The organism is Hymenobacter cyanobacteriorum, from assembly GCF_022631375.1.
GTDB lineage: Bacteria > Bacteroidota > Bacteroidia > Cytophagales > Hymenobacteraceae > Hymenobacter > Hymenobacter cyanobacteriorum.
Genome location: NZ_JALBGC010000005.1, coordinates 185,028 through 204,308, shown reverse-complemented (window position 1 = coordinate 204,308; position 19,281 = coordinate 185,028). Strand labels below are relative to the sequence as shown.

Genomic DNA, 19,281 nt, shown 5'->3' with positions numbered 1-19,281 from the left:
GTAGTCCACGTTCCCTCACCCCCCAAATATGCCCGCTGCTGATTCATTCGATGCCCTCATTATTGGCGCTGGCCAGGCCGGCACGCCGCTGGCCTACGCGCTGGCCGAAGCCGGCCGCCGCGTGGGCTTCATCGAGAGTGACCACCTGGGTGGCTCCTGCATCAACTACGGCTGCGCGCCCACCAAGGCATTGCTGGCTTCGGCCCAGCGGGCGCACCACGTGCGCACGGCCGGCGAGCTGGGCATTGGCGCGATGGAGCCGGTGGTGGATTTCGCGGCCGTGATTGCGCGCATGCACCTGCTGCGCCAGCACTCGCGCGACAGCCTGCACCGCAAGCTGACGGAAGACCGCGAGGGCATTACCGTTATCCGGGGGCGGGCCCGGTTCACGGCCCCGCACACGCTGCGCGTGGTGCTGGCCGAGGGCGGCGGCGAGCAGCTGCTCACGGCCCCGCTCATCTTCATCAACACCGGCACCAAGGCCGCCGTGCCCGACCTGCCCGGCCTGCTCGAAAGCGGCTACCTCACCAGCGACTCGCTGCTGCTGAACCTAACGGAGCAGCCCGAGCACCTCATCATCATGGGCGGCAGCTACATCGGAGTGGAGTTTGGCCAGATGTTCCGGCGGCTGGGCTCACGCGTGACCATCGTTGACACCAAGCCGCGCCTGATGGCTCGCGAAGACCCCGACGTGAGCCACCCGCTCGAAGAATGCCTTGTGGAAGCCGGCGTGGAGCTGGTGCTGGGGGCCACCGCCCGCCGCGTGAGCCGCGCCGCCGATGGCCACCTTACCCTAACGGTGGATACCAAAGACGGCGAGCGCCGCCTGCGGGGCAGCCACCTGCTGGTGGCCGTGGGCCGCGAGCCCAACACCGCCGACCTCGGCCTCGAACACACCGGCATCACGCTCGATAAGAAAGGCTACATCGAAGTGAACGAGCACCTGCAAACCGGCACCCGCGGCGTGTATGCGCTGGGCGACGTGAAGGGCGGCCCGCAGTTCACCCACATCAGCTACGACGACTACCGCATTGTGCGCGACGCCCTGCTGCACGGCAGCAAGCGCACCACCGAAGGCCGGGATATGCCCTACGTGGTGTTCACCGAGCCGCAGTTGGGCCGCATCGGCCTCTCGAAGAATCAGGCCAAGGAAAAGGGTATCCCCTACCGCGTGAGCCGGCTGCCGGCCCGCACCATCGGGCGGGCGGTGCAGACGGGCGAAACCGAGGGCTTCGTGGAAGTGCTGGTGGGCGAGGACGACCGGCTGCTGGGTGCGGCCGTGTTCTGCGAGCAGGGCGGCGAAATCATGACCATGTTCCAGCTGGCGATGGCCGGCAAGCTGCGCTACCAGGACTTGCAGGATATGATTCTGGCCCACCCCACCTGGGCGGAGGTGCTGAATAACGCATTCCAGCGGCTGAAGCCGGGCGAGTAGCGCCGTTGGTTTGTGTTGCCGTAGGGGCGGGGCCTGCCCCCGCCCGCTCGTTTGCACCTTATAACGATTCCATTAAACGAAAGGCAATTCGTTCAACGACGGGCGGGGGCAGGCCCCGCCCCTACTTCCAGAAACTCGCGCACCGCGGCTGAGTCGTTGAGGACCTTCAGCACCACCAGATGCAGCACGGTGGTCAGGCTGTAGCCTAGGTACGGAGCAGAAGCATATTGCTCACCCATTTTCCAGCTCCACCACACGATAAAAACGGAGGCCAACAACTGCAAGCCACTCAGCAACATGATGAGTTTGCGAACTGGCTGCCATTTCGCAAACAATAGAATAACCAGCACCAAGTTGAAGGTTTGGTTGTGGCCAACGTTACCTGTTTCACTCACGAACCATAGCTTGTGGTGGGCTGGAAGCCAAGAGGTAAGCAACAAACAGATTGCCGCGAGTACCAGTAGCCAGAACCCTTTGTTGTTGGTGCGCATGATGGAGCGGAAAAGCGTTTGTTAGGCGAATTACAGCAGATAAAGAAAAGCAAGTCTTTTGGCAGATACAAGTTTCTTTTAGCAAGCTATTGTGTACTTGCTCGACGGCAAAAGCCTCTACAAAACCAGCGACAAAACCAAGCTCAAAGACTACCCCTTGCGCAACGTGCGCCAGCAAGTGCGCAAGAAGCAGGGCGATGCGGTGCCGCCGGTGGCCCAGTAGCCGGGCCAGCCTTTTTTATGTGCCTTTGAAAGAACTGGCGCGAGTTTAGCGCAGTGTAATTTATACCCTGAAAACACGAAGAATTATTTCTTTATCATCTTCTCTGAAATTAACCCAACAGCTGTTGCGCTATCACCATATCCCCATGCTATTCTTTGAATGAAAGCCCCGCTATCACGATATGTTTTCAAATACAATTCGTCCTGCTGTTTCACTAACGAATCACCTTTTCGCAAATAATACTTACACGCCGTTGGAATCCGCGGATAAAGTCTTTTGCCTTTTATTAGAATAATTGGAGTTCCCTTATCGTATTTATACACGGTATCTATTTTGCCATTAAGCGCTAATTTCAAATAGGCATCTCCGCTAATTAGAGGAGGAAGACTGTTATCCCGTTGTCGCTGATTTAAGAAAAAACACAGTACTGCGAATCCTAGGATATTGCACAGGACGATTTTTGTTATTTTATTCATTGTTGCAAAACCAAAACCCCCGCGCCAGCCAAAGCCGACGCGGGGGTTTCTGTGAGTGCTTAGGCAGCAGCCAAGCTACTACATATTCTTGATAATCTCCTGGCCGAATTCGCTCGTTTTGAGGAGGGTGGCGCCTTCCATCTGGCGTTCGAAGTCGTAGGTAACGCGCTTGCTGGCGATGGCGGCTTCGAGGCCTTTGTTGATGAGGGCGGCGGCTTCTTTCCAGCCCATGTATTCGAGCATCATCACGCCGGAGAGGATAACCGAGCCGGGATTCACCTTGTCCTGGTTGGCGTATTTGGGGGCCGTGCCGTGGGTGGCTTCGAAGATGGCGTGGCCGGTGCTGTAGTTGATGTTGGCGCCCGGCGCGATGCCGATGCCGCCCACGATGGCAGCCAGCGCGTCGGAGATGTAGTCGCCGTTCAGGTTCAGCGTAGCTACTACCGAGTACTCCGAGGGGCGCAACAGAATCTGCTGCAAGAAGGCGTCGGCGATGCTGTCCTTCACGATGAGCTTGCCCTGCTCCACAGCCTGCTTCTGCAGCGCGTCGGCTACCTGCACGCCCTGCTTGGCCACGATTTTATCGTACTGGGCCCAGGTGAACACCTTGGCGCCAAATTCCTTCTCGGCCAGCTCGTAGCCCCAGGTTTTGAACGCGCCCTCGGTGAACTTCATGATGTTGCCCTTGTGCACGATGGTCACTGAAGGCTTCTTGTTGTCCAGCGCATACTTGATGGCGGCGCGCACGAGGCGCTCGGTGCCTTCCTTGCTCACCGGCTTGATGCCGAACGAGGACGACTCGGGGAAGCGGATTTTCTTCACGCCCATCTCATCCTGCAGAAATTCGAGCATTTTCTGGGCCTGGGGCGTGCCGTTCATGTACTCGATGCCGGCGTAGATGTCCTCCGTGTTCTCGCGGAAGATGACCATGTCGGTCAGCTCCGGGTGCTTCACGGGCGAGGGCACGCCGTCGTAGTAGCGCACGGGGCGCACGCAGGCGTAGAGGTCCAGTTCCTGGCGCAGGGCCACGTTGAGCGAGCGAATGCCGCCGCCCACGGGCGTGGTCAGCGGGCCTTTGATGCCCACGAGGTAGTCGCGGAAAGCGTCGAGGGTTTCGTTGGGCAGCCAGTTGTTGGTGGCTTTGTAGGCTTTCTCACCGGCCAGCACTTCCTTCCACACCAGCTGCTTTTTGCCGCCGTAGGCTTTTTCCACCGCGGCGTCGAACACCAGCTTGGAGGCGCGCCAGATGTCCGGCCCAATTCCGTCGCCCTCGATGAAGGGAATGGTGGGTTTGTCCGGAACGGTCAGCTTGCCGTTTTTAATGGTGATTTTTTGCTCTGCCATGTGGTGTTAGTTGTCAGTTAATAGTTGTCAGTTGTCAGTTTGTTGGAAGCGTTGCCGGGGGCGCGGGGTGAAGCTCACCGGGGCGCGGGGCCATCAGCCTGACAACTGACAACCAACAACCGACAACTAGAAAATCAGTACCCGAAAATCTCTTTCAGCGTGAGTTGCTGCACCTGGCCATACTTGGCCAGCTCCTTGAAATTGAGCCGGTCCTTCGAGCCAATCACCAGAATAACCTGATTCTGGCCGCGCACCTTGGCCTGCTGAAACTTTTTCAACTCGTCGAAAGTCATTTTCTGGGTGCTGGCGTACACGTCGCGGCGCAGGTCGTAGTCGAGGCCGAGGCGCTTGGCGCGCTCGTAGCTCATCAGGATGTCGCCCTTAGTGATGCGCTCGGTGCTGATGCTGTTGCGGATGGCGTTGCGGGCGATTTCCAGGTTGGCTTCGGCCACGGGCATATCGGTGAGCAGGGCTTCCATGCCGGCCATGGCCTCGGGCAGCTTGTCGCTCTGTGTGCCGATGTAGCTCAGGTTGTAGTTGGAGCGGCCCAGCTTGTCGGCGCTGCTGTAGCCGGAGTAGGCCGAGTAAGCCAGCGCCTTGCTTTCGCGCAAATCCTGGAATACGATGCTGGCCATTCCACCGCCGAAATACTCATTGTAGAGCGCCAGCGTGGGGGCCAGCTCCTTGCTGTACAGGTCGCCCTTGGTCAGGAACAGGATTTCGGCCTGCACCATGTTGTAGTCTACCCAATACACCTTTTTGTCTTTCAGCGGCTGCTCGGCGAAGTCCTTGGCCGCCGGTACGGGCATGAGCTTGGTGGGCGTGCGGTGTTCGGTTTTGATAACGGCCACCGTGGCATCCTGGGCGCGCGGCCCATAGTAGAGCACGTGGTGCTCGTAGGTCGGCAGCTTCTGAATGAGCGCCGTGAGCTGCTCCGGTTTCAGGGCTTTTAGCGCCTGCTCGCTCAGGTTGTTGGTAAAGGGGTTTTTCGGGCCGTACTTCACGTAGTTCACCATCGCGGCGTTCAGAATAATGCCCTTGTTGAGCTTGGCATCCTGGCGCTGCTTGAGCACGCCGGCCACCATATTTTGCAGGGCGGCGGCATCGGGCTTGGGCGCGGCCATGAGCTGTTCGAACAGCTTCAACACGGGCTCCAGGCTAGTGTCGAGGCCATTCAGAGTCACGTAAATGCGGTCGGCCCCGCTTGTTACCCGGAACGAGCAGCCCAGCTTGAAGAACTCCTGCTGCAGCTGCGCGGCGGTGTACTGGCCGGTGCCGAGGTATTTGAGGTAGTCGGAAGCCAGGCTCCAGCGCGGGTCGTTGTTCTTGCCCAGGTCGAAGACGTAGGACAGGTTGAACAGGCCGTTTTCGGCGTTGTGCGTGTAGTAAAGCGGCAGGCCGGGCTTGATTTCCGTTTCCTGAATGTCCTTTTTGTAATCCAGAAACACCGGCTGCAGCTCCGTGCTCGGCAGCGAGGTGAGCTTTTTGTAATAAACCGAAGCCACGTCGCGGTTGGCGGGCACGGGCGTGATGGCGGGCTTCACCACCTTCACCTTGTTGGGGTCGACGCCGGTGCGCTTGAACACGGTCACGTAGTTCTGGCCGTAGTTGTCGTTGGCGAATTTCACGACTTCGGCCTTCGTAATGGTCCCGAAATCGTTTTGCTGCGCCACATAGTCCTTCCAGTCGATGCGCTCGATAAAGGCCTCGTACATGGCGCTGGCGCGGGCCTCGTTGCTTTCGTAGCTCTTGGTGCGCGTCAGCTTATCGTTGTTGATGATGGCCGGAATCAGCCAGTCGGGGAAGTTGCCGGCTTTGGCTTTGTCTAGCTCGGCCAGCATCAGCGCCTGCACTTCCTCCAGCTTCTGGCCCTGGCGCGGCGAGCCCTGCAGCGTGTGGGTGGAGTAGTCCACCATCGGGTCGAAGCCCGAATAGGCTTGCAGTACCTTCTGCTTCTGGTTCAGGTCGAGGTCCATCAGACCGGCCTGGCCGTTGCTGAGAATAGCATCGAGCATTTTCAGGCGCAGGCCGTCGCGGGTGGCCTTGCCCGGCAGGCGGAAGCCAATGAGGACGTTTTCGGCCTGCGGCCCCAGCACTTCCCGCGTGATGGGCGCGGTAATGGGTTTCTCCACGGGGGCCACGAACGTGGGCACCGGCTTGGCCGGCAGCGAGCCAAAAGCCTGGTCGATAATGCGAATGGTCTGGTCGTAGTCCAAATCGCCGCTCAAACACAAGGCCACGTTGCCCGGCACGTAGTATTGGCCGAAATACTTTTTAATCTCGGTAATCGACGGATTTTGCAGGTGGTCAATCGTGCCGATGGTCGTCTGCGTGCCGTAGGGGTGCGTGGGGTAGAGCGCGGCGTTCATCGTCTCGTACTGCTTCCAGCCGTCCGAATCAAGCCCGCGGTTTTTCTCCTCGTACACGGCCTCCAACTCGGTGTGAAACAGGCGCGGCACCATCTCACGCAGGCGCTCGGCCTGGATGGCCGCCCACTTCTCCAGCTGGTTGCTGGGGATGTCTTCCTGGTATACCGTTTCCTCGTTCGAGGTGTGGGCGTTGGAGCCTTTCGCGCCGATGGCGCCCATCACCTTGTCGTACTCGTTCGGCACGGCGTACTTGGCGGCTACGCCCGAGATGGAGTCAATCTGGTGGTAGGTGCGCTTGCGGGCGGCGGGGTCGTTGCGCTGGCCGCGGTACACTTCGTATAGCGCCTCAATCTTATCCAGCTCTACCTTTTCTTTGGCCCAGTCCTGCGTGCCCAGCTGCGAAGTGCCTTTGAACACCATGTGCTCCAGGTAGTGCGCGAGGCCGGTGGCGGTGGCGGGGTCGTTCTTGGAGCCCGCGCGCACGGCTAGGTAGGTCTGGATGCGCGGCGCGTCTTTGTAGTCGGACAGATAAACCGTTAAGCCGTTATCCAGCTTATAAATGCGGACGCCCAGCGGGTCGCCGGGCACCGATTCGTAGCGGTATTCTTTGGAAGTTGCTGCCGGAACAGCGGGCGCGGTGGCGGGGGCAGTCGTGGCAGTTGCAACCGGCTTACTCGATTGACATTGCGTAGCAACACCCAACACCGCCAGGGCCGGAATCAACAGCAGAAAATTCTTTTTCACGAAGGGCGCAGGCGGGTGCAGTAGGGGATTCAAAAAACAAAGGTAGCTGGCTGATAGGGGAATAAAAAACAAAATTTCACCTTATCTTGCAAGGTTATACCGTGCTCAAGCACCGCCTGAATTTGGCTGGCTGCTTATCCCCAAACGTTTGCGGAATTTGATGAAGTAGAGACGCCATATTTTGCGTCTCGTCGTTGAACGACTGAGGCCGCGCCGCTTGCAATGCCGTGATAACAACATCAGCAACGACGAGACGCAAAACATGGCGTCTTTATCTTATTCTGCCCTTTTCCTTAAAACTCGTTTTCCAGGCCCAGTCGCTGCTTAGCCTCACGCAGGGCGGGAAACTTCTCGGCCAGGTACTCGAACTTATCGGAAGACGTGTAGAGCTTTCGGGCGGTGGGTGCAGCCTCCGTCACCACGGGCTGCACGTTGAGGCGCGGGTTGCCGGTGCGGCGGCGCAGGTCGGCCAGGAATTCCACGCGCATTTCGTTGAACTGGTCGACCTGGATGGGGTTGTCGACGGCCAGCTCGATGTGGTGCTCCTCATTAGCCGATACCGGACGGTTCAGCACCCAGAATTCGCTCATGCGGTCCTGGGCGCGGCGTTCTTCGGCCAACTCCTTCCACACACGCTGCAACAGAGCGGGGTCGGTGGGGGCCTGCGGGCCACTGGTTGTCACCGGCTCAGCCAAGGCCGCGGCCGATGGGCCGGCGGCCGGCCGGGCGCTCATGTTCTTGAGGCTGGGCAGCTTGCTAGCCAGGCTGGGAATTTTGGCAAAAGCCGCCTGCGGCTTGGCACGCGGGGCCGGCTCGATGCCCTCGAAGCTGGGCACGCCGATTTCGACGTGCGGCAGCGTGTCGCGCATCTGGTGGCGCTCAGTGATAGCGGCGTCCGGGTCGGCTTCGATGCTGGGGGTATCGTGCAGCTCCTCCACCCCGTTTTCAACGGGCAGCGGGTCGGGGCCATCGGCCGGGGCCGGGCCGGTGGCTACGGGCGCGCCGGCTGGCATGGGCAGCGGCGCAGGCGCAGCGGCCGGCGCGGGTCGCGGGGCAGCCGTGTAGGCGGCGGCCGGCGACTCGGTGGCGTAGGCAGCCGGCGCGGCGTGAGAAACTGCCGGGACCGGAGTTGCTTGCGCTGACTGAGTTACGGCTGACGGAGCAGCTGGCGCGGGCTGGGCGTGGCCGCTGATGTTTCCCCCATAGCTGCCGTTGCTGCTTGGCGCAGCAGCAGCCGAAGCTTCGCCGTCGCTTAGGCTGCTAGTTTTTTTTTTAGCCTCGCCGTTGGCGGGGCTTAGCTCGCGAACGAACTGCACGGCCCCGTTCAGGTAAGCCAGCTTCATCAGCGCCAACTCGACGTGGAGGCGCTGGTTTTTGGCCTGCTTGAACTCGCGGTCGCACTGGCTGATGAGGTTGAGGGCCGAGAGCAGGAAGGCCAACGGCGCGGCCTGGGCCTGCTGTACGTACTTCAGCCGGATGCCCTCGGACACTTCCAACAGCTGTACGGTCACGGCGTCTTTACACACGAGCAGGCCGCGCAGGTGCTCGGCAGTACCTACCACGAAGTTGTGCAGGTCGAAGCCGTTCTGCATTACCTCATCGAGCAGCAGCAACGCAGCCGAGAGGTTTTCGGTGAGCAGACTGTCGACTAAGCGGAAGTAGTAGTCGTAGTCGAGGATGTGCAGGTTTTGCACCACCTCTTTGTAGGTGAGGTTGTTGCCGCCGAAGGTGACCATCTGGTCGAACATCGACAGGGCGTCGCGCAGGCCACCGTCGGCCTTCTGAGCCAGCAGGTGCAGGGCGTCGTCTTCGGCCGTGATGCCTTCCTGGGTGGCCACGTAGCGCAGGTGCCCGCGCATGTCCTCCACCTTGATGCGGCTGAAATCGAAAATCTGGCAGCGCGACAGGATGGTGGGAATAATCTTGTGGCGCTCGGTGGTGGCGAGGATGAAAATGGCGTAGCTCGGCGGCTCCTCCAGCGTTTTCAGAAACGCGTTGAAGGCCGCGTTCGAGAGCATGTGCACCTCGTCGATAATATAAATCTTGTACTTGCCGGCCTGCGGGGCGTAGCGCACCTGCTCCACCAGCGAGCGGATGTCTTCAACGGAGTTGTTGGAGGCCGCATCCAGCTCGTGTACGTTGAACGAGGCGTTTTCCTGAAAGGCTACGCAGGAGGCACACTGCCCGCAGGCCTCGGTTTCGGGGCTGAGGTTGGTGCAGTTGATGGTTTTGGCCAGGATGCGGGCGCAGGTGGTTTTGCCCACCCCGCGCGGGCCGCAAAACAGGAACGCCTGGGCCAGGTGGTGGCTCTGGATGGCATTCTGCAGCGTGGTGGTAACGTGCTGCTGCCCCACCACGCTGCGAAACGTAGAAGGACGGTACTTGCGGGCCGAAACGACGAAATTATCCATAAGTTCTGTCTACAAAGTTACCCAGAAACGGGCGGCTTTGGAAGGGAAATCGGGTGGGTCTGGGACCAACTAGCTTTACCGAAACGGTCATAGTGAGCGCAGCCGAAGCATCTCTATCACGTAAGTAATTCACTGCTTGCGACGAAGCGGTAGAGATGCTTCGGCTGCGCTCAGCATGACCGTTCTTTTATTCCAGCGCCTTCCTTTTTTCCACCTGCCAAACACCCAAACCACGGGAAACCTTCCCTCCTCCCCCGTCGTTTCAACTTCACCGCGTACCTTCGCGGCCCGCCTGGCCCTAACCGGCCATTCGGGACTCGTTCTTTACCATTTGGGGATGACCGGAATTGACAGCTTGCGCAAATTGCGGGTAAGCGTGCCAGGAGTTGATGGAAGCTCTCCTGTCAAAAAATCTATCAACAATCAACTGGCGACTATTCGTACGCCATGGCTGCCTAGTTCAGAATTAGGTAATTGCCATCGTGCCGCCCGGGTAAGTTTCTACACCTGGGAGTTCGGCGCGTCGTAAGTAGAAAATAGCCTTCGAGGAGCTGTGACTCGGGGGCGAAACCCAACTGCAGCTAGGGGCGGTGCAAAGGCCTGATGTGCGCCTGTACCGCCATGAAAATCCAAGCATAGATACGCACGTAGAAAGCACGTTGATTTCCTTGTCTGGACCAGGGTTCGAATCCCTGCATCTCCACTTTAAACCCCGTTTGCCTGGCGCAAACGGGGTTTTTTGGTTTCCGGCCCGGGCCGAAGCCAACCGTTTGCACATGCTGTTCCCACTTCTTTTTCCCCGTTTGCGATGCTGAACTATACCCGCCGGCTGCTGGCCCTTTGCTGCTTGGCTTTGCTTTGGAACTACGCCCAGGCCCAGTCCATTAAGTCGCCCAACGGGCAGCTCACGCTACAATTTGCGCTGCAGGTCGACGGCGCGCCCACCTACCACCTCACCTACAAGGGCCGCGACGTTATCAAACCCAGCAAGCTGGGGCTGGAGCTGAAAAATGCGCCCGCCCTCACCAACGGCTTTGCCGTGGCCGAGAGCAAGCAGCGCAGCTTTGATGAAAGCTGGACGCCGGTTTGGGGCGAGGTCAAAACCATTCGCAACCACTACAACGAGTTGGCCGTGACGCTCGCGCAGGCCGCCACCGGCCGCAGCATGCGGGTGCGGTTTCGGGTGTTCGACGACGGGCTGGGCTTCCGCTACGAGTTTCCGCGCCAGCCCAAGCTCGACTATTTCACCATCAAGGAGGAGCGCACGCAGTTTGCGCTGGCCGGCGACCACAAGGCCTTCTGGTTGCCCGGCGACTACGACACGCAGGAATACAGCACCGTCACCTCGAAGCTTTCGGAAGTGCGCGGGCGGATGAAGGCAGCCGTGACGGGCAACGCCTCGCAAACCACCTTTTCGCCCACCGGCGTGCAGACGCCGCTCATGCTCAAAAGCCAGGACGGGCTCTACATCAACATCCACGAGGCGGCGCTGATTGACTACTCGTGCATGCACCTGGAGCTCGACGACAAGACCTTTGTGCTCGAATCACACCTCACGCCCGACGCAGTGGGCGATAAGGGTTTGATTCAGACGCCGGCGCTCTCACCCTGGCGCACGGTGATTGTGAGCGACCGAGCCGGCGACATTCTGGAATCGAAGCTGGTGCTTAATCTGAACGAGCCTACCAAATTCAAGGACACGAGTTGGATTAAGCCGGTGAAATACGTGGGCGTGTGGTGGGAGATGATTACGGGCAAAAGCACGTGGTCGTACACCAATCAGGACAATATCAAGCTCGATTCCATCGACTACAAAACGGTGAAGCCCAACGGCACGCACGGCGCCAACACGGCTCACGTGAAGGAGTACATCGACTTCGCGGCCCTGCACGGCTTCGACGCGGTGCTGGTGGAAGGCTGGAACACTGGTTGGGAAGACTGGTTTGGCAAGCACAAGGACTACGTGTTCGATTTCGTGACGCCTTACCCCGATTTCAACGTGGCCGAATTGCAGCAGTACGCGGCCAGCAAAAAGGTCAAAATCATCATGCACCACGAAACTTCGGGCTCGGTGCGCAACTACGAGCGGCACCTCGATTCGGCCTTTGTGTTCATGAACAAGTACGGCTATAACGCCGTGAAAACCGGCTACGTGGGCGACATCGTGCCGCTGGGCCACCACCACTACGACCAGTGGGTGAATAACCACTACCAGTACGTGCTGGAAAAAGCGGCCGAACACAAGATTATGGTGAACGGCCACGAGGCCGTGCGCCCCACCGGCCTGTCCCGCACCTACCCCAACCTCATCGGCAACGAGGCCGCCCGCGGCACCGAGTACGAAGCATTCGGCGGCAGCAACCCCGACCACACCACCATCCTGCCCTTCACCCGCCTCATCGGCGGGCCGATGGACTACACGCCGGGCATTTTCCAGACGCAAATCAGCGCCATTAATCCGCAGAATAAGTCGTTCGTGCACAGCACGCTGGTGCGCCAAATGGCTCTGTACGTGACGATGTACTCGCCCCTGCAAATGGCCGCCGACCTGCCCGAAAACTACAACAAGCACCTCGATGCCTTCCAGTTCATCAAGGACGTGGCCGTGGACTGGGACGACAGCCACGTGCTCGAAGCCGAGCCCGGCGACTACATCACCATTGCCCGCAAAGCCAAGGGCAAGAGCAGCTGGTTCATCGGCAGTACCTGCGACGAAAACGGTCGCACCTCGAACATTAACCTGAGCTTCCTCGACCCCGGCAAGAAGTACGTGGCCACCATCTACGCCGACGCTAAGGACGCCCACTACGAGAAGAACCCGCAGGCCTACACCATCCGCAAAATACCGGTGACGCGCAAAACCAAGTTGGCGCAGTACTGCGCGCCGGGCGGCGGCTACGCCATCAGCGTGGTGGAGGCGCGGTAACAGGCCTTGTAGCGGTAACCCATTCACAATTCATTCCAGAGCAGGCTTTTAGATGAGCTTCGCTGGAATGTTTTGTTTTACGGCCGACTGAAGCCAGCAGCGGCATCAATAATAAGTGGAATGCAGCGTTGGGTGCTTGGTCGCCAGCGCTTTTGGGCTGACGCGCAGCCGCCCTTTGCCAGTGGTAACTACTTCGGCCAGTGGGTCGCGGAAGAAATAAGCGCCATCTTCAACCACAAGTTGTCCGGCAATGGTGACTTTGGTGTGACGCAGAATTTCCAGCGCGCCACCCTTCTTTACTACCAAGCGCGAGGTGGGACCGATGTAAAGCTCGGGCACCTTACCCGGCATTTCATTAATGACCAAGGCATTGCTACTGGCGATTATTACTTTGGCCGAGTCGCGGGCACGGGCTGGCTGCCGGCCGATGTCTAGTCCGCCGATTACTAGATAATATGAATTGGGAGCTAGAAACTGCAGGCTGCCGGGGACCCGCAACACCGTAGTACCCGGCGTGCTACTGTTGCCTAGCATGAAATCGGTGCGGTGCGGGCTAGTGCGGCGCGGTCCGTTTTGAAACACCGTGTTGCCGCTAAACACACCACCCAATATTTTATCGTAGGAGTTACGGGGCGGCTGCGCATAATCGTATAGGAATGCGCAGTTGCGAAAATGAAACAGGCTGGCGGTATCTATAGCAGCAGGCACAGCCTGAATGAGATAGCCGTGCGTGCCAATGAACCGGCAATCGGTGAAGCTCATGCGGGTGGCGTGCGAGTCCGAATGCATGGTGAACGGCCCGTAGGCCGATTGGCCATGGTAGGGCCGGTCCTCGAAGGTGCAGTTCACAAAACGAGTGGCTTCCAGGGTCGTAGCCGCGTGGCAGCCATGTACGAATGCACCATAAATGCGGCAGTTTCTGAACAGGTAGCCCTTCTGCGTAACCCAGGCCGACCAGTTGCTGGTGCTCCAAAGCAGGCTATTAGATATTACAATATTGCGAGTGCCCGAGGGATGGCTTTCGTCAACCCAGTCGGATACGATACCTTGGCCAGCATTGTCTATGAAGCGGCAATTTTCCAGGCTTACGTTGGTCACGAAGCCATCCTGCGGCTCCAAATCGATGCCCGCACCGGGGTTCGAGAACAGAGCCTTACTAGTGGAGGCTGGTACGATGCGCCCAGTATGGCTGAAGCTGCAGTTCACGGCCCGAAAACCGTTCACGCCGGTGAGCGATAAACCTTGGCGGCCGTTGTAGTTACAGGTAGAATTTTCGAGCAGAATATCTTCGCGGTTGGGGTCGTCGAGGCTTTTGGCGAGGTGATTGAGCACTTGGATACCGTCGCGCCCAAAGTGGTGCAGCGACAGCCGCCGCATTGAAATCCGGCGTGAATCACTCACAAAAATGCCATCGAATTGCAACTGAATTCCGGTATCGCCCCAGTGCCCACCCACTTCCAGCTTGGCACTGCTCCCATTGAAGGCCAGATTAGTTATCTGAATATTATCGCAGCCCTGAAGCACGAAACAGGTTCCCCCGCTAAAGGCGTATTTCCAGTCGGTAAAATAGGCATTTGGGGACTCAAAGGAGCGTTTCGAGACAGGTTCGAACGAGCCGTAACGCATGCCATCGGCATAACGGATTTCAGTGGTAGCACTATCGTCGCCAGTCACTGTCAGGTTGCGGCAGCCCGAGAGCTGCAATACGTTGATACCTTGATTAGCGGCATCTTGCCGGCCCACCAGGTACACGCCTTTGGGTATGCGCAGCACAGCGGCCCCGGTGCCGGTGGGTGTTTGGGCGCGTTTATTGAAAAATTCAGCGGCCCGCTCGAATGCGGCCTGGTCATTGGTTTTGCCATCGCCCACGGCGCCGAAGTCGGTTTTCAAGTTTTTACGCAGCACTGCGGGGGCCTGCCCGTACGTGAGGCTACTGGCCAGCACCAGCAGTAGCACGACCCAAAGCCACGAGGCCTTTAACTGCTCCCGCACCATCTTCATTTGTACGGTTATAACGTTCATATTGCGGCTACCATCATATGTTGGCTGTACCCGATATTGGCCAGCTTCAAGTCCAATTAACTTAATCCAACGCAGCCTAGCGGGTTACGCAAGCGCTTATTACTGTGCCAGTTCCTCAAACAGCCGCTCCAGCGTGGCAGCCGCGTCGGCGGTGCGGCCGGGATGCAGCGGCGAGCACTGCACTACCGTGCTGCGCGTGGCCGTGAGCCAGCGGAACCGCTCGGCCACCGGCAGTTGGCCGATAACGCCGCCGGCGGCCCGGCCCTGGCAAATTTGCTCAAACGCCCGCAGGCGGGCGGCCACTTCGGTCTGGTCGAGGGCCGGGGCGAAGGCGTGCAGGCGGGCTTCGGGCAGCTGCCAGCGCACCTGCAAAAAGCCCAGCCCGCGGCAGTACAGCACCACGCCCACGTTCAGAAACTCTTCGCGCTCCACGCGGGGCACCACCCGCAGCACGGCGTACTCAAATACGTGCATGGCGGGCGTCGTTGATTTCCTGAATGAAGGTTTCGGAATGCGCCAAGCGGTTTTCCAGAAAGCTGATGTAGGCTTCGCGTTCCTCGGCGGGCGTGCCGGCGGCGTGCGCCAGCCACTCATCGGGCACCAGCGCCACAATGCCACGAATGACCTCGGGCGTGAGGCGGGCGCGGCCCAGGGCATCGGCCGCGGCCAGCTCGGTGGCCTGGGGCAGCAGCACGTGGGTTTTTATCTGGGGGAAAGGGCGCGGGCGCGGCGCGGCCCACTCGGGGCCGGCGTGGTGCACGTAAAGGGCCGCGCCGTGGTCAATCAGCCACAGCTCCTTGTGCCACATCAGCATGTTGGTGTTGCGGGCGGTGCGGTCCACGTTCAGCGTCAGCGCATCGAGCCACACAATGAGCGAGGCCAGGCCGGGTTCCACGGTCGTCACCAATGAGTCGAACGTGATGGCCCCCGAGAGGTAATGCAATGCCAGGTTGCGGCCGGTGCTAGCCTGCAGCAGGTCCTGGATTTCCTCGTCGGGCTCGGTGCGGCCGAAGCACTCGTCGAGCTCGCAAAACACCAGCTCGGGCACGCGCAAACCCAGCACGCGGGCCATTTCGCCCACAATCAGCTCGGCAATCAACGCCTTCACGCCCTGGCCCGCTCCGCGGAATTTCACCACGTACAGGAAACCGTCGTCGGCTTCGACCAAAGCCGGCAGCGAGCCGCCCTCGCGGAGCGGAGTCACGTAGCGCGTTACGGCCACGGTGCGCAGTTCAAAGGGTTCGGGCATTGGCGGGAATGGATGTATTGAGAACAAACCACAAAGAACGTCATGCTGAGCGCAGTCGAAGCATCGCTACCGCCTCGTTGCAGCGAGTAGATTACTCCTGCGGCAGAGATGCTTCGACTGCGCTCAGCATGACGTTTTGTTTATTCGAGGCACCTCCCTCGGTGGTTACGTCTCTACTTCCGCTTGCGGAAATACACGTCGTTGCTGATGGATTCGAGCTTCACCACCGGCCCGCTGCCTTTGAGCTTGCCCTGCAACCAATAGCCAAAATCGGGGTTGCGGCGCAGAGCGGTATTGAATGCAATATCCTGGTCGGTATATACTTCGCCGTTCAGGGTTTTTAGCGAAATCTCGGCGCCTGTATTTGAAGGCCAGCTCACGTCGATAAAGCCACTTAATGACTTGGCTTCGATGGCGTTGCTGAAACCCACGATATCCACATTGCCGCTGTAGGTGAACACGCGCAGGGCCACGTCGGCGGGCAGCGTAATTTCGTAGGCGATGTCGTCGCACACCTGCTGGCCGTACCACATGTTGCGGCCGTGGCCGTGGTCGTCGTAGCTGGCACAGTCGCCAGGCTGGGCTTTTTTCAGCATTTCCTTGTCGAAATCGGCCGTCACGCGCAGCTGCTCGGCGGTCGGGACCACGGTTAGCTGCAAGGCGTCATTCAATCGGTTCTGGTTGATGCTAACGGTGGCTTTCAGCGCCATCTGGCCCGGCGCACCGGTGCGCACCCGGATGCTGGTGGCCTGGCGCAGGTCGAGAAACACACGCTGGCCGGCCGCGACGGGGGCCGTTTTTTCGATGATTTTCTGGGCGACGGCCGGCCGGGCCATCGCCACTACGAGCAATAAGTACAGGAAGCGGTGCATGGGATTGACAGAATTAAGATGAAAGAACAGGCCGCCGGGCGCCGGCAAGCCAACGCCACGGCAGCCGCTTTATTTGGCCTTGCGAACATAAATATCGCCGCTCACCGTTTTGAGCGACAGCGCATTGCCTCCGCCGTTGATACTACCATCCACCACTTGCCCGCCAATGTGCTGCATGTCGTTCTGCTTGCCCGCCAGGTTCATGTCGAAATCGGTGTACACTTCGCCCGAAATCGAACGCATGCGCATGGTGGCCTTGGTGTTCGTGGGCAGGCTGATGTCCACGTCGCCGCTCACCGTCGAAATCGAGCTCGGCCCCTGCCGCAGCGGCGTGAAGCGCACCGTCACGTCGCCGCTCACGGTGTTGGCCACCACGGGGCCGGCCACGTTGGTCAGCTTGATGTCGCCGCTGGTCATGCTCACCTCCAGGTCGCCGCTCACATCGCGCACCGACACGTCGCCGCTGCCGTTCCAGCCGGCCTGCTTGTACTGCACGGCCGAAGCGCGCGGCACCCGAATAACGTAGCTAGCCGAGCGGCGCGAAGCCCGCGCGATGCGCACTACGTTGCCTTCCTGCGTCACGGCCAGCCCCAGGCGGGTGTTGTCCACGGCCGTGTTGTACATCGGGCGCAAGCCGTCGGCGCGCTTGGGCGGCTCTTCGTAGCCGTCGCCCTTGATGATGAGTTCGTCGCCATCAATGCCTTCGACGGTCACGTCGTTGCCCTGCATGTCGATGACAATTTTGGGGCTTTTGCTGGTGAGGCGGGTTTTGAAATCCTGGGCCTGGCCCGACGCGGCGAGCAGCACGCCCGCCAGCGTTAGTAAAAACAGATTATTCATGGTTATTGCAATTGAAAGCGAGTGAAATAAAAGTCCCGACATTGCGCCGCGAGCCGGCGTCGGTAGCGCAGTTGGGGAGAAAAATCGGTTTGATTGTCGTTCCGACGAAGGGAGAATTTGGGGAAACTCGGGAAGAGGCATTCCCCCAGATTCCGCCTTCATCGGAATGACAGATGCTAAATCAGTTTGCCGATACCGGCCTCGGCCTGGGCGCGCACCACAGGCAGCGCATCAGGGCGCTTGGCGAGGCGTTGGAGCTGGGGCACGGCGCGGTGCACCCGCAGCGATACCACCATGTCAATCAGCGCAATCTGCACGTTCGGGTCGGTTTGGATGGGCAGCGAATTGGCGAGGCCTTCGCGCACGCCGGGCGCGTCGCGCAGGCGGTAAAGGGCCTCGCAGGCGGCCAGCCGCACGTTGGGATTGGGGTCGAAGTTGAGGGTATTGAGCAGCACCTGAACCGTGGCGTCGTCGGGCTCAGCAGTCTTGGTTGAGTTGGTGACGAGGGCAATGCGGCTGCTGGCCGATACCGCGTGGCCGCTGTCGCCGCTCAGGGCGGCGGCCAGGGTGGCGGGAGCTGCCTGCCCGGTGGCCGGGGCCGTGGTAGCCACAGTATTGCCCGGCTGGCTGCTCCAGGGTAGCTGCCGCCCCAGGAAGACGCCCGCTGCCACCAGTACAATGCTGGCCGCAATGCGCACCCAGTTGCTGGCCAGCGCTGTGGGCCACATCGAAATTACCTTGGCGGCGGGCTGCTCGGCCACTGGCGCAGCCGGCCCACCAAAAGCAGCTTCCGGTTTCAGCTGCTGCTTTTGCTGCTCCAGCATGGCCATGAAATTGTGGCGCAGGGCCGTACCGGGCACTTCGGGCAGGGCCGCGTCGAAGTCGGCCGAAAGGGCGCGCAACTCGCGTAGCTGCTGCTGGCAGGCCGGGCACCCCGGCAGGTGGGCCACCACACGTTCGGCCTCGGCAGTGGGCAGGCTGCTCTCGGCGTAAGCCGGCAGTAGGCTTTCCAGTTCGGAGCAGGTTGAAAATTCGGACAGTTTCATAGTCGATTCAGTCTGGGGCAGTTAGTAGCAAGTGTAAGTATCGAATAGCGGATATTTTATGCATCGCATTGTCAATCACATAGTTAATAAGCCTTTCATCTACTTATTATCTTCTTGATATTCACTACTAATTCAAGCGAAATAGATTTTCCGCAGTGCCTGCAACGCGCGGTGGGCTTTCACGCGAGCGGCCTCGGCCGTGCAGCTCAGCAGCTGGCCAATTTCGTCGTAGCTGAAGCCTTGGAAGCGGTGCAGCACCAGAATCTCGCGCTGCGGGGCAGGCAGCAGGGCCAATGCTTCGTGCAGGTCGTCGTGGCTGCTGCTGGTGCGTTGTTGGCTGAAGGCGGCGGTGCGCAGGCCGCCGGTGCGTTCTACTTCGTCCACGTCGTCGGCGCGCTGTTTTTGGAGGCGGTGCCAGTGGTCGGCGTGCACATTGCGGGCCATCTGGTACACCCAGGCTTTGAAGGGCTGGGTGGGCTGGTAGCTGCTGCGGTATTTCAGAATGCGCTCGAACACAGTCTGGGTGAGGTCTTCGCCGGTTTCGCGGTCGTTGGTAAGGCGGGTGAGGTAGTTGAACAAGGGCCCGTGGTAGCGCTCGAACAGCGGCACCAGCTGGTCGAGGTGGTCGGCCCGCACGGCCGTCATCAGCGCTTCGTCGCTCGTGGGTTCCACGGAAAGGGTTATAGGGGTTGGAATGCAGGGAGTACCCGGCCCGGTGCCAATCGTTACAGCGGGGTGCGAATATTTTTCCGGCAAGGTCGGCGATGCGCTTTTCCGCAGCAGAATCAAGTATTTAAGACTAGCATTTATTCATATTTAAACAGCTGAGCTTA

At 59.8% G+C, this 19,281-nt stretch carries 15 protein-coding genes and 1 other RNA gene; 4 read left to right on the top strand and 12 right to left on the bottom strand.

The features are described from left to right. Positions 1–28 precede the first annotated feature (28 nt). Positions 29–1,435 carry a mercuric reductase gene (locus MON38_RS18690; RefSeq protein ID WP_241937681.1) on the top strand — a complete coding sequence of 469 codons (1,407 nt, stop codon included), beginning with the start codon at positions 29–31 and terminating at the stop codon, positions 1,433–1,435. A 92-nt stretch (positions 1,436–1,527) separates the two neighbouring features. On the opposite strand, the gene MON38_RS18685 is transcribed toward MON38_RS18690, so the two are convergent. Next, on the bottom strand, positions 1,528–1,926 hold the full coding sequence (locus MON38_RS18685) for a hypothetical protein (protein WP_241937680.1): 399 nt from the start codon (positions 1,924–1,926) through the stop codon (positions 1,528–1,530). Positions 1,927–2,017: 91 nt separating this feature from the next. Here MON38_RS18685 and MON38_RS22765 point away from each other — a divergent pair, with 91 nt between their 5' ends. After that, positions 2,018–2,149 carry a hypothetical protein gene (locus tag MON38_RS22765; protein WP_277881569.1) on the top strand — a complete coding sequence of 44 codons (132 nt, stop codon included), beginning with the start codon at positions 2,018–2,020 and terminating at the stop codon, positions 2,147–2,149. Positions 2,150–2,232: 83 nt separating this feature from the next. Here the strand turns inward: MON38_RS22765 and MON38_RS18680 are convergent, their stop codons facing one another. The 4 genes from MON38_RS18680 to MON38_RS18665 all read right to left on the bottom strand — a co-directional run bounded on the left by MON38_RS18680 (position 2,233) and on the right by MON38_RS18665 (position 9,493). Next, positions 2,233–2,625, bottom strand: coding sequence for a hypothetical protein (locus MON38_RS18680; RefSeq protein WP_241937679.1), 393 nt, complete (start codon positions 2,623–2,625; stop codon positions 2,233–2,235). A 78-nt stretch (positions 2,626–2,703) separates the two neighbouring features. Continuing rightward, positions 2,704–3,969 carry an NADP-dependent isocitrate dehydrogenase gene (icd, locus tag MON38_RS18675; protein ID WP_241937678.1) on the bottom strand — a complete coding sequence of 422 codons (1,266 nt, stop codon included), beginning with the start codon at positions 3,967–3,969 and terminating at the stop codon, positions 2,704–2,706. A 134-nt stretch (positions 3,970–4,103) separates the two neighbouring features. Next, complete coding sequence (locus MON38_RS18670) at positions 4,104–7,115, bottom strand: M16 family metallopeptidase (protein ID WP_241937677.1); 3,012 nt, start codon at positions 7,113–7,115, stop codon at positions 4,104–4,106. A 260-nt stretch (positions 7,116–7,375) separates the two neighbouring features. Then, a complete protein-coding gene (locus MON38_RS18665; protein ID WP_241937676.1) occupies positions 7,376–9,493 on the bottom strand; it encodes a DNA polymerase III subunit gamma/tau in 2,118 nt (705 codons plus the stop codon). 333 nt (positions 9,494–9,826) lie between these two features. On the opposite strand from MON38_RS18665, the gene ssrA reads away from it, so the two are divergent. Together ssrA and MON38_RS18655 are read left to right on the top strand one after the other, a co-directional pair. Next, positions 9,827–10,199: a transfer-messenger RNA gene (ssrA, locus tag MON38_RS18660) on the top strand. A gap of 102 nt (positions 10,200–10,301) precedes the next feature. Next, positions 10,302–12,419 carry a glycoside hydrolase family 97 protein gene (locus tag MON38_RS18655; RefSeq protein WP_241937675.1) on the top strand — a complete coding sequence of 706 codons (2,118 nt, stop codon included), beginning with the start codon at positions 10,302–10,304 and terminating at the stop codon, positions 12,417–12,419. Between the two features lie 105 nt (positions 12,420–12,524). Here MON38_RS18655 and MON38_RS18650 read toward each other — a convergent pair whose 3' ends face one another. The 7 genes from MON38_RS18650 to MON38_RS18620 all read right to left on the bottom strand — a co-directional run bounded on the left by MON38_RS18650 (position 12,525) and on the right by MON38_RS18620 (position 19,120). After that, positions 12,525–14,420, bottom strand: a complete 1,896-nt coding sequence (locus MON38_RS18650; RefSeq protein ID WP_241937674.1) for a right-handed parallel beta-helix repeat-containing protein — start codon at positions 14,418–14,420, stop codon at positions 12,525–12,527. A gap of 120 nt (positions 14,421–14,540) precedes the next feature. Further along, complete coding sequence (locus MON38_RS18645; RefSeq protein ID WP_241937673.1) at positions 14,541–14,915, bottom strand: DUF3037 domain-containing protein; 375 nt, start codon at positions 14,913–14,915, stop codon at positions 14,541–14,543. Next, positions 14,902–15,690 carry a HipA family kinase gene (locus MON38_RS18640; protein ID WP_241937672.1) on the bottom strand — a complete coding sequence of 263 codons (789 nt, stop codon included), beginning with the start codon at positions 15,688–15,690 and terminating at the stop codon, positions 14,902–14,904. Before MON38_RS18640 ends, MON38_RS18645 begins: the two co-directional genes overlap by 14 nt. A gap of 173 nt (positions 15,691–15,863) precedes the next feature. Then, positions 15,864–16,562, bottom strand: coding sequence for a DUF4097 family beta strand repeat-containing protein (locus MON38_RS18635; RefSeq protein WP_241937671.1), 699 nt, complete (start codon positions 16,560–16,562; stop codon positions 15,864–15,866). A gap of 69 nt (positions 16,563–16,631) precedes the next feature. Then, positions 16,632–17,402 carry a DUF4097 family beta strand repeat-containing protein gene (locus MON38_RS18630; RefSeq protein WP_241937670.1) on the bottom strand — a complete coding sequence of 257 codons (771 nt, stop codon included), beginning with the start codon at positions 17,400–17,402 and terminating at the stop codon, positions 16,632–16,634. A 176-nt stretch (positions 17,403–17,578) separates the two neighbouring features. Continuing rightward, positions 17,579–18,448 (bottom strand): HEAT repeat domain-containing protein, encoded by an 870-nt coding sequence (locus MON38_RS18625; protein WP_241937669.1) that lies wholly within the window; start codon positions 18,446–18,448, stop codon positions 17,579–17,581. Positions 18,449–18,580: 132 nt separating this feature from the next. Further along, positions 18,581–19,120: an RNA polymerase sigma factor gene (locus MON38_RS18620; protein ID WP_241937668.1), complete on the bottom strand. Its 540-nt coding sequence runs from the start codon at positions 19,118–19,120 to the stop codon at positions 18,581–18,583. Positions 19,121–19,281: the final 161 nt, after the last annotated feature.

What these genes read in the sequence shown, in the direction of transcription:
- MON38_RS18630 (WP_241937670.1), bottom strand. Translation starts at nt 17,402, where the DNA reads ATGAATAATCTGTTTTTACTAACGCTGGCGGGCGTGCTGCTCGCCGCG.
- icd (WP_241937678.1), bottom strand. Translation starts at nt 3,969, where the DNA reads ATGGCAGAGCAAAAAATCACCATTAAAAACGGCAAGCTGACCGTTCCG.
- MON38_RS18655 (WP_241937675.1), top strand. Translation starts at nt 10,302, where the DNA reads ATGCTGAACTATACCCGCCGGCTGCTGGCCCTTTGCTGCTTGGCTTTG.
- MON38_RS18635 (WP_241937671.1), bottom strand. Translation starts at nt 16,562, where the DNA reads ATGCACCGCTTCCTGTACTTATTGCTCGTAGTGGCGATGGCCCGGCCG.
- MON38_RS18625 (WP_241937669.1), bottom strand. Translation starts at nt 18,448, where the DNA reads ATGAAACTGTCCGAATTTTCAACCTGCTCCGAACTGGAAAGCCTACTG.
- MON38_RS18640 (WP_241937672.1), bottom strand. Translation starts at nt 15,690, where the DNA reads ATGCCCGAACCCTTTGAACTGCGCACCGTGGCCGTAACGCGCTACGTG.
- MON38_RS18650 (WP_241937674.1), bottom strand. Translation starts at nt 14,420, where the DNA reads ATGAAGATGGTGCGGGAGCAGTTAAAGGCCTCGTGGCTTTGGGTCGTG.
- MON38_RS18690 (WP_241937681.1), top strand. Translation starts at nt 29, where the DNA reads ATGCCCGCTGCTGATTCATTCGATGCCCTCATTATTGGCGCTGGCCAG.
- MON38_RS18665 (WP_241937676.1), bottom strand. Translation starts at nt 9,493, where the DNA reads ATGGATAATTTCGTCGTTTCGGCCCGCAAGTACCGTCCTTCTACGTTT.
- MON38_RS18685 (WP_241937680.1), bottom strand. Translation starts at nt 1,926, where the DNA reads ATGCGCACCAACAACAAAGGGTTCTGGCTACTGGTACTCGCGGCAATC.
- MON38_RS18680 (WP_241937679.1), bottom strand. Translation starts at nt 2,625, where the DNA reads ATGAATAAAATAACAAAAATCGTCCTGTGCAATATCCTAGGATTCGCA.
- MON38_RS18645 (WP_241937673.1), bottom strand. Translation starts at nt 14,915, where the DNA reads ATGCACGTATTTGAGTACGCCGTGCTGCGGGTGGTGCCCCGCGTGGAG.